The following is a 14,343-nucleotide window of genomic DNA, read 5'->3' as shown; positions in this document are numbered from 1 at the left end:
CTTCTACCTTAGCCGGAGCGCCACCAAATGTACCGCCGCCCCCGCCAACGGGCCCGCGAACAAGGCCGTGACCACGACGGAGTGGACGTCGACACCCACGAGCCGCGGCATCACCCCCAGTACCGCGAACGCCACCGCCGTCGCCGTCAGCCACCCCGCGACGTACCAGCCGTGCCGCTCCAGCGACAGCACCGCCACCCCCGTAATAATCAGCGCGCCCATAAACGCCGACGCGAACGTGAGCACCCCAAGCGTCAACCCATCGACGTAAAACTCCGGGTCAAACGCCAGTTTTAGAATCCAGGGGCCCACCGCCCACGCCGCGGCGAAGCCCACAACACCTAGGCCCAGCACGGCAGCAACCGGCTGCACCAACGCCGCAAACAACGCTTCTCGACGCTCCACAAACCTCACCACCAGCGCCGACTGGAAACGCTGCAACGGCACCAACACCGGCGCCCGCGTCAAAATCACTGCGTTCATAATCGCCGCCACCGACGCCTGCGGGAACGCCACGTTGACCGCCGTCGGGAAGCCCGTAATCAACGCCGCCGACGCCCCCGACGCCACCATCGCCGTCAACACCCGACGCACAAACACCCCACGATGCACGTCCAGCGGCACCCGCAAATGCTCCCGACGCAACATCACCAGCCAGCTCAACGCGCCGACCACCGTAATCACCAAAAACGCAGGCAGGCCCCACCCTAGCGCCCACGCTAGAAGCGCCAACACCAGCCGCACACCCGAATCCAGCGCCACCAGCGCCGCGTAGCGCTCCCACAACTGCGCCCCCGATAGCACCCCGCCCAACACCGCCTGGAACACGTACATCACCAGGCCAACCTGCAGCAGGGCAGTGGCCGTCAGAGTACTTCCGGGAACAACAGTGCCGATGAACAGCGCGCCCGCCACCGCCGCCACAACGACCACCACCAGCGCCGTCCACGCCCCCAACCGCCACGGATTCGCCGAACCCCGTCGGCCATCCTCGCGCGCCGCCGCGACGGCACGCGTGGTCTCGTGGGTGAGGCCGTCGATAAGCCCGGTGGACGCGAAGAACAACCCCCAGTACGCAGCGAAGTAGCGGTAGGCCGAGTCGGCGTCGAGTGCTTTCGACGCCACCCACAACACCACAAAGCCACTGACCGCCGCGAACAGCGTGGCAAAAGAAAGGTGCTTCACCTGGCGTTACATCGCCTTACATTCCGAACGACGGCGCGATCGTCGTAAACCACGCCTTGTGCAGATCCTCGCGCCAGTACGGCCACGAGTGCGTCCCCGCATTCCGGAACTCATAATGCGCCGGAATATTCAGACCCTCAAGCTTCGCGCGCAAATCATGCGAACACTTATTAATCGCAGCCTCAATCACGCCGCCCTCAACCTGCAGAATCGCCGAACCGACACTCGCCGCAGGCTGCGGAAGCCCCTGGCCAACCAAGTAACTCACCTGATCCTGGCGGCCCGCCAGGCCCGTGCCCGTCGAAATATACAAGCGGGTCCCGCGCAGCTTCTCCGCATTCACAAGCGCATCGTTATAGCGGTTATTCGGGCTACCCATCGGCCCCCACATCATCTCCGGCGTCACCGTCCGGTAATCCAACGTTCCCGACGCCCGGTTCACCGTAATCCGGCCAAACTGGTACGCCTCAGGCGTCGACGTCGCCGCACACCCCGAGAAGGACGCCGCAGACTTATAGAACCCGGGGTAGTGCGTCGGCAACACCAGAGACGTGGTCCCCGACATCGAGAATCCCACAATCGAACGGCGATTCTTGTCCGCCCCCAGCAGCCCCTCAATCGGCCCCGGCAACTCCTTGACCAGGAACGTCTCCCACTTCTGTGGGCCGTTAATGTAGCGCGAGCGCACATTGTCACTCACCCAGTCCGTGTAGTACGAAAACGCGCCCTCCTGCGGAATCACAACATTGACGCCCTTGCCTGCGAAGAACTCGCGAGCATCACTCATGCTCAACCAGTCCTGGTGCTGCTCCGCACCACCAGCGCCGTTGAGCAGGTAGATCGTCGGCGCGTTCTGTACGCGCTGCCCCGCAGTATTCGTCGCAGGCAACACCGCCACCGGGATATCCCGGCGCATCGACGGCGAATACACCAAGAAGCTCAACACCTGCTTATGGTCAACCTTCTCGACCCACTTCTGCGGCTTCCCGTCCGTCTTCGCCAACGGTGGATTCGCAATTGCGTTCCAGGGCTTCACCGTACCCACGGGCTGGGCCGATGCTGTTGGCGTAACTGCTGGGATCGCCTGGAGTGCCGACAAAGGAATGGCCACAGCCATCGCTGTAGCCACAACCGAACGAGTGATGCGCTTCAACATGGAAGCCATCCTACTTTACAGATGTGGCAATTGGGGCTTCTGGTGTCACTTTGTTCGGCGTTTCGTGCAAGAATGTGGGAAGTATTTCGTTCTTACAGAATTTCTCTTTGAAAGAAGGTAGTTGCAATGAACCCGATCGAGTCCATGCAGGTCGCCATCAATAACGTCCTCGGCGAGCTGATCCACTTCGGCTCCTCGACGTCTTCCACCATCGCATACGGCATGGGCCTGTTCTAGGGGCTCGGCCCGATTTGGCCCGATTGAACCCGTCGCGCCACCTGTTGTTGGGTGGGCGGCGGGTTTTTGTGGTTCGTGCAGGGCGCTGCGCACCAAATTCCTTAATTTTTTGGGGGCAGGTTTGTGTTTCCCCAGGTCGCCGAGTGGGCGTGAGGGAATTTGGTGTCTTGTGGAAACGCTGGAGTGCCAAAAGGCGCAACCTTATTTAGGATAGACATTCAAACCTGCAGGTGAGAAAAGTGCTAGATGTTAAGGGTTGCGTCCTTTGGCACTGGTCGACCAGGGGGCGCACCAAATTCCTAGTGTGGGAGGGAATTTGGTGTCTGGGGTGGGGGCTACAGTCCAAGCGCCGGCTTGATGGTCTGCTTCCAGGACAGCTCCAGGTCTTCCTTCCAGATGCGCCATGAGTGGGTGCCGGTGGCGCGCAGGTTGGCGTTGTATGGAATGTCGTTGGCCTTGAGCTTGACCAGCAGGTCGTGGGTGCAGGCGTTCATGGCGGCTTCGATCACGCCGCCCTCGACGATGAGGGTTTGGGCGTTCGCGGAGGCCTGGACGAAGTCCATGTCGCGGGTCTTGCGGAGGAAGCCGACGGTGTCACTTTCGGCGAAAAGGCCCGTTGCGCTGGAGATGTACAGCTTGGTGCCCTTGAGCTTCTCGGCGTTGACGAGGGCGTCGTTGTGTCGGTTGTACTCGCTGCCGGCGCGGCCCCACATCTCCTCGGGCTTGGCGCCGCCGCGGTTGACGGTGAGGTTGACCCAGCCGTTCGGGATGCCGGTCGAGGTAGCGGCGCAGCCGGAGAAGGAGCCGACGGCGGCGTAGCGGCCAGGGTTGTGCTCAGCGAGGAGGAGAGCTGAGGTGGCGGACATGGAGAACCCGACCACGGCGCGCTTGTCGTTGGCCTCGAGGTAGGGCTCGATGGCGTCAGGAAGCTCGGAGCCCAGGAACGTGGACCACAGCTGTTTGCCTTGCAGGTAGCGGGAGTTCGGCTCGTAGAGCCAGTCGATGTAGTAGGAGAACGCACCCGCCATCGGGATGACGACGTTGACCGGCTCGTCTTCGAAGACCTTCTTCACCACGGTGCCCGCTTGCGCGATCCAGTCAGTATCCTGCTCGGAGCCACCGGCGCCGTTGAGGAGGTAGATGGTCGGTGCGTTCGGTACGCCAGCGCGGATCACACCGACGGGGATGTCGCGCTCCATAGCGGGGGAGTAGACGCTGAGCTTCTCGGAGCCTTTGATGCCGTCGATGTTGGTGAACCAGTACTGATCGCCGCCGCTGGGTTTTTGCGGTGCGGTTTCCAGCTTCTTTACGCGCGCGATGGCAGCGTTTGTGGTTTCGGCACCCTCTGCTGTGGGGATGTCGGCGTCATCAAGCGTGGGTTCGGTGCTGTCTTCCTCTACGACTTCGACGACCGTCGTTTCCTCAACCTTGGTTGTGGTCGTGGTGGTCTTCGAGGAAGAGGTCGTCGTCGCCTCACTTATCGACGTCTCCTCTACGCTCTGGGCGGCAGAAATAGTCGTTGCCTGTTCGGATGGTGCAACGGCATACCAGCCTCCTGCAGCGATCGCGACGGCAGCGGCTCCGGCGATAGCTGGACGCGCAATATTCACGGGGTGCTCCTCAACTTTTTGTAGGTGGTGAAGGGTGTCCTTCAAGCATTCTATTAAAGTGTCCGATATTGAAGCGAAAACGTTACAAGCAACGTATTCTATGGGGCGTGACTAAAGAGCATTATGACGTTGTTGTCCTCGGCGCTGGCCCTGGTGGCTATGTCGCCGCCATCCGAGCAGCGCAGCTGGGCCTGAAGGTTGCGGTCATTGAGAAGCAGTACTGGGGAGGTGTGTGCCTCAACGTTGGGTGTATCCCGTCGAAGTCGTTGATTAAGAACGCGGAGATCGCCCACATCTTCAACCATGAGGCGAAGACGTTCGGCATCAAGGGTGATGTCGAGTTTGATTACGAAGACGCCCACAAGCGCTCCCGCAAGGTCTCCGAGAAGATCGTTGGTGGCGTGCATTACTTGATGAAGAAGAACAAGATCCAGGAGATCCACGGTCTTGGCTCCTTCACCGATTCCAACACGATCGAGATCACCGAAGGTGACGACAAGGGGAAGACCGTCACCTTCGACAACTGCATCATCGCGACCGGCTCCGTCGTGCGCACTCTGCCAGGCATCGAGCTGAGCAAGAACGTTGTCTCCTTCGAGGAGCAGATCCTCAACGAGGATGCACCGAAGTCCATGGTCATCGTGGGTGCGGGTGCTATCGGCATGGAGTTTGCGTACGTGCTGTCCAACTACGGCGTGGATGTCACCGTTATCGAGTACATGGATCGCGTCCTGCCGAACGAGGACAAGGACGTGTCCAAGGAGATCGCGAAGGCGTACAAGAAGCTCGGCGTCAAGCTCATGACCGGCCACGCAACCACCGCGGTGCGGGACAACGGTGACTCGGTCGAGGTGGACGTCAAGAAGAATGGCACCGACAAGACTGAAACGCTCACCGTTGAGCGCGTCATGATCTCTGTCGGCTTCGCCCCGCGCGTCGAGGGCTACGGCCTGGACAAGGCTGGTGTCGAGCTCACCGAGCGTGGCGCCATCGCTATCGACGACCGCATGCGCACCAACGTAGACGGCATTTACGCCATCGGCGACGTCACCGCGAAGCTGCAGCTCGCGCATGTTGCGGAGGCGCAGGGCATCATCGCCGCCGAGACCATCGCGGGTGCCGAAACCCTCGAAATCGAGGACTACATGATGACGCCGCGCGCCACCTTCTGCAACCCTCAGGTCGCCTCCATGGGCTACACCGAGGAGCAAGCGAAGGAGAAGTGGCCAGACCGCGAAATCAAGGTCGCGACCTTCCCGTTCTCCGCGAACGGCAAGGCAGTCGGCCTGGCTGAGACCGCGGGCTTCGGCAAGATCGTCGCCGACGCCGAATACGGCGAGATCCTCGGCGCTCACCTGGTTGGCGCCAACGTTGCCGAGCTGCTGCCGGAGGTCGTCCTCGCACAGCGCTTTGACCTCACCGCCGGCGAAATCGCCCGCTCTATCCACATTCACCCAACCCTGTCTGAGGTGCTGAAGGAAGCGGCCCACGGCATCGAAGGCCACATGATCAACCTGTAGCCTTTTTCTTCTCGACGCCCGGTCCCGCCTGTTGGTGGGGCCGGGTTTTGCGCTGTGTGGGTGGGGTTCTCGCTCAGTTGCCCTGCCTTCGCGCCTTCATGCATTGCTCCGGTCGAGGTGTTCAAGGAGTGCGATGCTGGTTGCCTCTTTTGGCCGACCCTATCCGATTTTTACCGACCTGCATCGCACGCTCCTAAGCCCACGCTTCGAACGTTTTGGGGGCGCGCTGACGGGGTAGTAAAAGGACCGCTCACCCTCCCATTTCCCGATGTTTGAAGCAGACTCTTGACTACCGACCTTTGGGGGTAGTTCGAAGATTTTATAGACGTTACGCGCAGGTCGTGAGTAACATCACAAATTAGGTTTACCTTGGTTTGTTCTCATACTGAATATGTGCAGGGTGTCGCCATGCTTAAAATTTCGAAAATTTGCCAAGCGCGTCCGGGCGGTGAATTTTGGGTGAAAATCAGGCGAAAGAAACATGCTCTGACTAGGCAATAGTGAAGATTGGTGCCTAAAGTGGTTGTGACACTGGAGGTGCCATGACTGTACAAAAAACAGACCGTGAAGCAATTCGTCACGGAAAAATTACTGAGAAGCCGCTACGAGAGCGGCCAGGGTTCCCAACATGGGCAGTAAAGCTCGAGATGGCCATCACTGGCCTCATCTTCTCGCTCTTCCTTCTTGTTCACATGGTGGGCAACCTGAAGATTTTCATGCCGCTTAAGGCTGATGGCGGCGCACACATTGATGACTACGGCGAGTGGTTCCGCACGTTTGGTGAACCACTGTTCCCGCGCGGAGGATTCCTGTGGATTCTCCGTATCGTCCTGCTGACCTGCCTGATCCTGCACGTGTATGGTGCGTTCACTCTGAAGAAGCGTTCCGCCGAGTCGCGCGGTACGTTCAAGCGCACGAACCTGATGGGAGGCTGGCAGTCCACCGCTACGCGTTGGATGCTGGTGACCGGCGTCATCCTGCTGCTGTTCATCATCTTCCACATCCTGGATCTGACCGCGGGCACGGTTGTTGCTTCTGAGCAGTTCGTTCATGGCAATGTTCGTGACAACCTGATTGCAACCTTCGCTCCTGAGCGTTGGTACGTGACCCTGTTCTACCTGGTTGCCATGCTGGCGCTGCTGCTGCACCTGACGCACGGTGTGTACTTGGCAGTTTCTGACCTTGGATGGCTCGGCGAGCGTGGACGCGGCGTAATGGTCGTGTTGGGGTACGTACTGCCGTTCATCGTTGTTCTTGGAAACGTCATCATGCCACTGGCCATTATGGCTGGGCTTATCCCGGGGTACACCCGCTAACGGCTGATTAGGAGAAACTTTAATGACTACCTCTTTGAACCAGACGCAGGACGAGGTGTTCCGCCAGCCGGAGTCCTCGGCTCCTGGCGTCACCATTGGCCGCATTCTTGATAATGCAATGCCGGACCGCCACAAGGTCCGGATGAAGGACATGTGGGAGTACCAGAAGGACCACATGCAGCTGGTGTCCCCACTGAACCGTCGCAAGTTCAAGGTGCTCGTTGTGGGCACGGGCTTGGCTGCCGGTGCTTCTGCCGCCGCATTGGGCGAGCTGGGCTACCAGGTACAGGTCTTCACGTACCATGACGCTCCTCGTCGTGCACACTCCATTGCAGCGCAGGGTGGCGTCAACGCTGCTCGCGGCAAGAAGGTTGATAACGACGGCGCGTACCGCCACGTGAAGGACACTGTCAAGGGTGGCGACTACCGCTGCCGTGAGGCTGACTGCTGGCGCCTGGCCGTCGAGTCGGTCCGCGTGATTGACCACATGAACGCGATTGGTGCTCCGTTCGCGCGTGAGTACGGTGGCTCCCTGGCTACCCGTTCCTTCGGTGGTGTGCAGGTCTCCCGTACCTACTACACCCGTGGCCAAACGGGCCAGCAGCTGCAGCTGTCCACCGCTTCGGCGCTGCAGCGTCAGATCCACCTGGGCAACGTTGAGATCTTTACGCACAACGACCTGATCGATCTGATCATTACTGAGGAAGACGGCAAGAAGCGTTGCCGCGGTATTGTTACCCGCAACCTGATTGACGGCTCCCTGACCCCGTTCACTGGCCATGCTGTTGTGCTGGGTACCGGTGGTTACGGCAACGTGTACCACAAGACCACGTTGGCGAAGAACTCGAACTCCTCCGCGATGATGCGTGCGCACGAGCTTGGTGCGTACCTGGCGTCGCCGGCGTTCATTCAGTTCCACCCGACCGGCCTGCCGCTGAACGCGAGCTGGCAGTCGAAGACGACGCTGATGTCCGAGTCCCTGCGTAACGACGGCCGCATTTGGACCCCGAAGGAAAAGGGCGACGACCGCGACCCGAACACCATCCCAGAGGACGAGCGCGATTACTTCCTGGAGCGTCGCTACCCGGCGTTCGGTAACCTCGTGCCACGTGACGTTGCGTCCCGTGCTATTTCGCAGCAGCTCAACGCTGGCTTTGGCGTTGGCCCGCTGCACAACTCGGCGTACCTGGACTTCAAGGATTCCATCGAGCGCCTTGGTGAGGACACTATCCGCGAGCGTTACGGCAACCTCTTCGAGATGTACGAAGACTCCACCGGCGAGAACCCATACAAGGCCCCGATGCGTATTGCGCCGACGGTGCACTTCTCCATGGGTGGCCTGTGGACCGACTTCAACGAGATGACGTCTATCGACGGCCTCTTCGCAGCCGGCGAGTGCTCCTGGACCTACCACGGTGCGAACCGCCTGGGCGCGAACTCGCTGCTGTCCGCATCGGTTGACGGCTGGTTCACCATTCCGTTCACGGTGCCGAACTACCTGGCAGACCACCTGAACGAGCCGGTGTACGCAGAGGATGCACCTGCATCCGTTGAGGCTGTACAGCGTGCGCAGCAGCGCATCGACAGCCTGATGAACATCAAGGGCTCCGACCCGCACGGCCCGGAGTACTTCCACATCAAGCTTGGCGAGATCCTCTACCTGCACTGTGGCGTGGCACGTACCGCCGACAGCCTGCGCGAGGGCATCGACAAGATCCGTGCCCTGCGTGATGACTTCTGGGCGAACCTCCACATCCCAGGCCGCGCTGATGAGATGAACCAGGTGCTCGAGGCTGCGCTTCGACTGGTTGACTACATCAACCTCGGCGAGCTGATGTGCATTGACGCACTTGACCGCGACGAGTCCTGTGGCGCTCACTACCGCATGGACCACCTCACCGAAGACGGCGAGGCCCGCCGTGACGACGAGAACTGGTGCTTCGTCTCCGCATGGGAGACCGTGGGCAACGACCAGTTCGTGCGTCACGCCGAGCCACTGTACTTCGATTCGATCCCACTGATGACGAGGAACTACAAGTAATGAAACTGACACTTGAGATCTGGCGTCAGGCCGGACCCGAAACTGAAGGCCACTTCGAAACCGTCGAGGTGCCGGACGCAGTTGAGCAGATGTCTATCCTGGAGCTGCTTGACCACGTCAACAACCAATTTGTTGAGGAAGGCAAGGAGCCTTTCACCTACGCTTCTGACTGCCGCGAGGGCATCTGCGGTACCTGTGGCCTGACCATCAACGGTCGCCCGCACGGTGCGGACCAGAACGTCCCTGCATGCCTGCAGCGCCTGGTGAACTACAACGACGGCGACACCCTCAAGATCGAGCCGTTCCGTTCCGCTGTGTTCCCGGTCATCAAGGACCTCGTGGTTGACCGCTCCGCGCTCGACCGCGTGATGCAGCAGGGCGGCTACGTCTCCGTCTTCCCGGGCACCGCCCCAGACGCAGACACCCTGTCCGTCAACCACCACGACTCCGAGCTTGCACTCGACTACGCAGCCTGCATCGGCTGTGGTGCTTGTGTGGCTGCGTGCCCGAATGGCGCCGCGCACCTGTTCACTGGTGCTAAGCTGAAGCACTTGAAGCTGCTGCCACTGGGCAAGCTGGAGCGTAGCCGTCGTGCACGCAAGATGATCGATGAGTTGGAAACCAACTTCGGTCCTTGCTCCCTGTACGGCGAGTGCGCAGACGTCTGCCCTGCAGGCATTCCGCTGGATGCAGTCGGCGCGATTAACGCCGAGCGTGTCCGCGCGGCAGTCCGTGGCGGCGACGACTAAACAGAGAATAAAACGAGGAAGGAAACAACGATGGCGTCCCAACATGCTGTAGCTGATATCCGCAGTGAATCGTTCCCTGAGTACGAGGGCAAGATTCAGGACCTGTACGTCGAAGGCTACGACCCGGTGTCGTACTCCGCGCCGCACTCTTCGCTGCTGCGCTACTCCACGTGGGTAGCGATGGGCCTGATCTTGGCGTCACTGTTCGGTATGGGGCTTGCCATCTGGGGCGCAACTGTTGGCACGTACGGGTATGGTGCGTCTGCTGAGGTCAGCAGCCAGCTCATCCTGTACGGCCTCGTAGAGGCGGTTGTGACGTTAGTGCTCGGCGCGTTCCTTATCGTGAAGGGTCGCGCGGCCTACCGTCAGTACCGCGAGCAAACCGGTCGCGTCAACTAGCGGCTACCTCCAGGTCTCCCCGTCACCACGCTCAATATGGTGGCGGGGAGATTTTTGCTTTAATCAAGTGCATGGCTACACACGCGTTAATGGAGCTCACCGAGGCGGACGAACAGCGCCGCAGGACACTGCGGAAGTACAAGATCGGGGTGACGGCCCTGCTGGGGCTGATGGCCGTGATCTTCCTGACGTGTTCGTGGTGGCAGTCGCAGGGCACCGCGCCGTTGTGGGTGGGGTACGTGCGCGCGGCGGCGGAGGCCGGGATGGTTGGCGGGCTGGCGGACTGGTTCGCGGTCGCGGCGATCTTTAAGCACCCGATGGGGCTGCCTATCCCGCACACGGCGCTGGTGCCGAACAAGAAGGACCAGGTGGCTGACGCGCTGAGTGACTTCGTGAGTGAGAACTTCCTCAACGCGGAGACCATCACCGAGAAGGTGATGGCGGCGGGCATCCCGGAGCGTGCCGGAAGGTGGTTGTCGCTTGAGAAGAACGCGAAGCGGGTGTCGGAGGAGGTCGGCAAGTTTACGGTCAAAGCCGTCGAGGCGGTCGACCCTGCGGAGGCTGAGGAGTTCCTCAACTCGCAGGTCATTGACCGGTTCGCGGAGCCGATCTGGGGCCCGCCGATCGGGCGCGCGCTGGAGGGCTTCATCGCGGACGGCAAGATCGAGCCGGTGGTCGACGACATCGTCGCCTGGGGCAACGAGCGCCTCGCCGGCATGGAGGACGCCATCGTCCGCACCATCGATGAGCGCATGCCCGCTTGGGCCCCGAAGTTCGCCAAGGACCTGGTCGGTGCGAAGGTCTATAACGAGCTGGTGGCGTTCATGGCGGACGTCGATAAGGACAAGGACCACGAGGCTCGCCGAGCTATTCGACGCCAAATCAACCAGTTCGCGCAGGACCTGCAGTTCGACGGTGCCATGATTACGCGAGTGGAGGAGCTGAAGGCGGATGTGATGGCGTCGAATGCGGTGCAGAACGCGGCCGCGGGGCTGTGGGGGCAGGTGTCGGCGGCGATTATTGAGTCGGCGTCGGATCCGGAGAGTTTGGTGCGTCGAAAGATAGCCCTGACGGTGCACGAGTGGGGCGAGAAGCTAGTCAACGAGCCGGCGACGCGTGAGGCGGCCGAGCGCAACCTGCAGAAGTGGACGCACTTCGCTGCGGAGAACGGTGCGGGGCAGATCGTCGGCATTATTTCGGAGACTATTCAGAAGTGGGACGGGCAGGAAGCCGCCGACAAGATCGAGCTGATGGTGGGCAAGGACCTGCAGTACATCCGCGTGAACGGCACGATCGTGGGTGCATTGGCCGGACTTGTTATATACGCTGTGTCACAGTTGCTGTTTTTCTAAAAGGAGAATGATGATGTCTGAGAACAATTCTGGTTTGCGCGATATTGCGGATGCGTTGCTGGTTGCTGGGCAGTCGGTCGGGGAGGCCGTCGGCAAGCTTGGTGGCGATGTGACTGAGCAGCTGAAGCAGGCTGTGGACAACGCTCGTAGCACGTTTGACGGTGCGGGCGACGACAAGGAGCTGAAGGACGCTGTGTCCTCCTTTGCGAGCGACGCCGAGTCCATCGTGCGCAACATCGGCGACTCCGCCGAGGCCGGCGAGGCGAAGGATGCGTTCAAGCTGGTCGCTGAGGAGATCCGCGACGCGTTCGGCAACATTGACGCTGATGACGCGAAGCAGCGCATCGAGTCCGTGGTTGCGCGTGTGCAGGAGCGCGTCGCTGACCTGGGCGGCAAGAAGTAATGTCGCTAACTGCTGAGCAGCTGATCATGTCGCTGCCCGTGATGGCGAACGCGCTGTTGTTTTGGGTGCTGGCCATCGCGGGCATTGTGGCGGCGGTGATGGCGGCGTCAACGCGCCCGGACGCGTTTGAGGCGGCGGGGCGTCAGTCGAAGGGCACGTGGGTGGCCATTCTGGCCGGTTCCGCGTTCGCCTGCATGCTGTCGTTGCCGTTCGTGGCGTGGATCGGCGCGGTCGCCATCGGTGTGTACTACTTCGATGTGCGGCCGCAGATCAACAACATTTTGCGGGGGAATTACGGTTGGTAAGCAAGCCTACTGCTGGTAGGCCTGGAGTTCGGCGAAGTCCACGTCGTGGCCCTGCATGGTAACGCGGAGGCCGCCGGGGACGACGTCGAAGCCGGTGATGCGCATCGTCTGGTCGGTGTACTCGGCCACGCCGTTGGTGAGGGCCTCGGTAATCGCGGAGGAGATCTCATCCGGCAGCGTGTTGCCGAACAGCGAGGTGTCGACGGCCTGGACGGAGAACCCTCCGGCGTCGTCGATTTCGGGGCGAAGCGAAACTGCAGCGGCACCACCGCTGAACTCGACGGTGAAGGTGCCGTCCTCGGGGGAGGTGGTCACCTCGGACACGTTGATGAGCGCGGAGAGGAAATCGCTGCCGATGTTCTGCTGCAGCTGCGTGTTCAGCATCGCGCGCACGAACTCACTCGGGACCTCGGTAGTTGCGGTCAGGGTGTCCGCGACGGACTTGCCGCTGGCGTCAACCTTGATGGAGTCCATCTCCACGGTGGAGGCCGGCTGGCCGGTGGTCTCATCGCCGTTGACCACCAGCGTGGATGGCGTGGTCACCGTGACGTGCGGGATGGTGCCGCGCAGCATACCCAGCGTCAGGGGGGAAGCGCCGAAGGAAACCTCGGTGCCCTCCGGGGCTTGGTCGCGCATCTGGCTGCCGATGTAGGCGCGTGAGCCGGCTTCGGCGGCGATGAACAGGACCAGGATGGCGGCGAGGATGCCGATCAGGACTTTCCAGACGGTTTTCATGCGCACTAGTGTAGCGACTCACCTTTTGGCGCCACAGCCGCCCAATCGACGGTGACGGTGTTGTCGCTGAGCCGACGGCGCACCGGGGTGATCGGCCAGTCGCGGGCAAGGGCCTCGCGGGCGTGGCGCCACCGCACCCGGGGGCCGTGCGGCTCCCAGCCGGCGGCGTGTTCCCAGGCGGAGTCGGCGTCGCGAAGAAAGTCGTGGATGGGCTCGCCGGGGACGTTGCGGTGGATGAGCGCCTTGGGTAGGCGTTCGGCGAGGTCGCTGGGGGTGGTGACGTCGAATGGGTCCCAGGACAGGGTGAGGGTTTGGGGGCCGGTGGCGTCGAGAAGTACCCAGGTGCTGCGGCGGCCGAGCTCGTCGCAGGTGCCCTCGATGAAGAGACCTCCGGGGGCGAGCTTGGAGGTGACGGTGCGCCACACGTCGGGGACTTCCGCGACGTCGTACTGGCGCAGCACGTTGAACGCGCGCACAAGCTGCGGCTGGTAGCCGGCGAGCTCGAAGCCGCCGAGCTCGAAGCGGACGCCGTCGCGCGGCGGGAGGACCCGCTCGGGGTTGATCTCCAAGCCGACGACCTCGACGTCGGGGTTGATGCGCCGCAGCCAGCCCGCCCACTCGCAGGTGGTGGTGTGGGACGCGCCGTAGCCGACGTCGAGTGCTAGTGGGGTTCCTTCGCGCAAAAGCGAAATGACCCGCGCGTTGTGGCGGGTCCATCGATCGCAGCGTCGCAGCCGGTTGATGCCGGTCGTGCCCCGGGTGATCACCCCGTAGGGCTGCCCGTGGCCCGCCTGCGAGCGCAGATTGTGGTGGTGCTTAGAGATTGTTGGTGATCCATTCCTCGGTGAGCTTCGCCTCATTTTCGACGATCTCCTCGAGTGCCTCAGCAACCTTCGGCTCCAGCGCAGCGCCCATGAACGGGATGTCTACCTTGGCCTCGTTGTCGTAGGCCAGGGAGGTGGTGTCGCCGTTGTCCGTCAGCGTGATCTCGCCGCCGAAGTCGACCGGGGTGCCCTTGACGTCACCGGTGAAGGTGATCGGGTCTTCGCCGGTGTTGACGGTGCGCTTCAGCTTCAGGTCCTGCGAAATCATGGCCTGCGCAGCCTCAGGCAGGATGGACTTGGGCAGAATCTCAAAGAGGACGGCGGTGGAGCCGTCGAACTCGTGAAGCTGGCCTGGTTCCGGCGACAGCTTCTCCGCGATGAACGCCCAGTATTCCTTGCTCGCGAAGGCGTCGCGCACCTTCTGCGCAGGGTGGTTGATGGTTACGGTGATTTCACTACGTGCAGTCATAGTGAACAGACTACCGTTGATGGGGTGTCTGATACATCTTTT

Annotated in this window: 14 protein-coding genes; 8 read left to right on the top strand and 6 right to left on the bottom strand. The window is 61.6% G+C overall.

Going from position 1 to position 14,343, the window contains the following annotated elements:
- Window positions 1–3: 3 nt before the first annotated feature.
- The 3 genes from BJP05_RS09680 to BJP05_RS09670 all read right to left on the bottom strand — a co-directional run bounded on the left by BJP05_RS09680 (window position 4) and on the right by BJP05_RS09670 (window position 4,188).
- The gene (locus tag BJP05_RS09680; protein ID WP_070363224.1) at window positions 4–1,185 is read right to left on the bottom strand and encodes a hypothetical protein; all 1,182 of its coding nucleotides are present in this window, start codon (window positions 1,183–1,185) and stop codon (window positions 4–6) included.
- Between the two features lie 16 nt (window positions 1,186–1,201).
- Window positions 1,202–2,341: an alpha/beta hydrolase family protein gene (locus BJP05_RS09675; RefSeq protein ID WP_240492750.1), complete on the bottom strand. Its 1,140-nt coding sequence runs from the start codon at window positions 2,339–2,341 to the stop codon at window positions 1,202–1,204.
- 572 nt (window positions 2,342–2,913) lie between these two features.
- Window positions 2,914–4,188 (bottom strand): alpha/beta hydrolase family protein, encoded by a 1,275-nt coding sequence (locus tag BJP05_RS09670; protein WP_240492749.1) that lies wholly within the window; start codon window positions 4,186–4,188, stop codon window positions 2,914–2,916.
- A 107-nt stretch (window positions 4,189–4,295) separates the two neighbouring features.
- On the opposite strand from BJP05_RS09670, the gene lpdA reads away from it, so the two are divergent.
- The 8 genes from lpdA to BJP05_RS09630 all read left to right on the top strand — a co-directional run bounded on the left by lpdA (window position 4,296) and on the right by BJP05_RS09630 (window position 12,273).
- On the top strand, window positions 4,296–5,708 hold the full coding sequence (lpdA, locus tag BJP05_RS09665; protein WP_205634835.1) for a dihydrolipoyl dehydrogenase: 1,413 nt from the start codon (window positions 4,296–4,298) through the stop codon (window positions 5,706–5,708).
- A 542-nt stretch (window positions 5,709–6,250) separates the two neighbouring features.
- Complete coding sequence (locus tag BJP05_RS09660; RefSeq protein WP_070363223.1) at window positions 6,251–7,024, top strand: succinate dehydrogenase cytochrome b subunit; 774 nt, start codon at window positions 6,251–6,253, stop codon at window positions 7,022–7,024.
- A 22-nt stretch (window positions 7,025–7,046) separates the two neighbouring features.
- On the top strand, window positions 7,047–9,065 hold the full coding sequence (locus BJP05_RS09655) for a fumarate reductase/succinate dehydrogenase flavoprotein subunit (RefSeq protein ID WP_070363222.1): 2,019 nt from the start codon (window positions 7,047–7,049) through the stop codon (window positions 9,063–9,065).
- Window positions 9,065–9,814: a succinate dehydrogenase/fumarate reductase iron-sulfur subunit gene (locus tag BJP05_RS09650; RefSeq protein WP_070363221.1), complete on the top strand. Its 750-nt coding sequence runs from the start codon at window positions 9,065–9,067 to the stop codon at window positions 9,812–9,814. The genes BJP05_RS09655 and BJP05_RS09650 overlap by 1 nt, the downstream gene beginning before the upstream one ends.
- Window positions 9,815–9,844: 30 nt before the next feature.
- On the top strand, window positions 9,845–10,213 hold the full coding sequence (locus tag BJP05_RS09645; RefSeq protein WP_070363220.1) for a hypothetical protein: 369 nt from the start codon (window positions 9,845–9,847) through the stop codon (window positions 10,211–10,213).
- Window positions 10,214–10,284: 71 nt separating this feature from the next.
- The gene (locus BJP05_RS09640) at window positions 10,285–11,565 is read left to right on the top strand and encodes a DUF445 domain-containing protein (RefSeq protein ID WP_070363219.1); all 1,281 of its coding nucleotides are present in this window, start codon (window positions 10,285–10,287) and stop codon (window positions 11,563–11,565) included.
- A gap of 13 nt (window positions 11,566–11,578) precedes the next feature.
- A complete protein-coding gene (locus tag BJP05_RS09635) occupies window positions 11,579–11,968 on the top strand; it encodes a CGLAU_01105 family protein (RefSeq protein ID WP_145945274.1) in 390 nt (129 codons plus the stop codon).
- The gene (locus BJP05_RS09630) at window positions 11,968–12,273 is read left to right on the top strand and encodes a DUF2516 family protein (protein ID WP_256472911.1); all 306 of its coding nucleotides are present in this window, start codon (window positions 11,968–11,970) and stop codon (window positions 12,271–12,273) included. The genes BJP05_RS09635 and BJP05_RS09630 overlap by 1 nt, the downstream gene beginning before the upstream one ends.
- A 6-nt stretch (window positions 12,274–12,279) precedes the next feature.
- On the opposite strand, the gene BJP05_RS09625 is transcribed toward BJP05_RS09630, so the two are convergent.
- Genes BJP05_RS09625 through BJP05_RS09615 form a run of 3 tightly spaced genes read right to left on the bottom strand, consistent with a single transcriptional unit; the run spans window position 12,280 to window position 14,301 of the window.
- Window positions 12,280–13,008, bottom strand: coding sequence for a DUF2993 domain-containing protein (locus tag BJP05_RS09625; protein ID WP_145945273.1), 729 nt, complete (start codon window positions 13,006–13,008; stop codon window positions 12,280–12,282).
- A 5-nt stretch (window positions 13,009–13,013) separates the two neighbouring features.
- Window positions 13,014–13,832 (bottom strand): methylase, encoded by an 819-nt coding sequence (locus BJP05_RS09620; RefSeq protein ID WP_070363604.1) that lies wholly within the window; start codon window positions 13,830–13,832, stop codon window positions 13,014–13,016.
- Window positions 13,825–14,301 carry a DUF2505 domain-containing protein gene (locus BJP05_RS09615; protein ID WP_070363603.1) on the bottom strand — a complete coding sequence of 159 codons (477 nt, stop codon included), beginning with the start codon at window positions 14,299–14,301 and terminating at the stop codon, window positions 13,825–13,827. The genes BJP05_RS09620 and BJP05_RS09615 overlap by 8 nt, the downstream gene beginning before the upstream one ends.
- Window positions 14,302–14,343 lie beyond the last annotated feature (42 nt).

It is taken from the genome of Corynebacterium sp. NML98-0116 (genome assembly GCF_001767255.1).
GTDB lineage: Bacteria > Actinomycetota > Actinomycetes > Mycobacteriales > Mycobacteriaceae > Corynebacterium > Corynebacterium pseudogenitalium.
The sequence above is the reverse complement of the archived record's forward strand: the minus strand, read 5'-3'. Positions and strand labels throughout refer to the sequence as shown.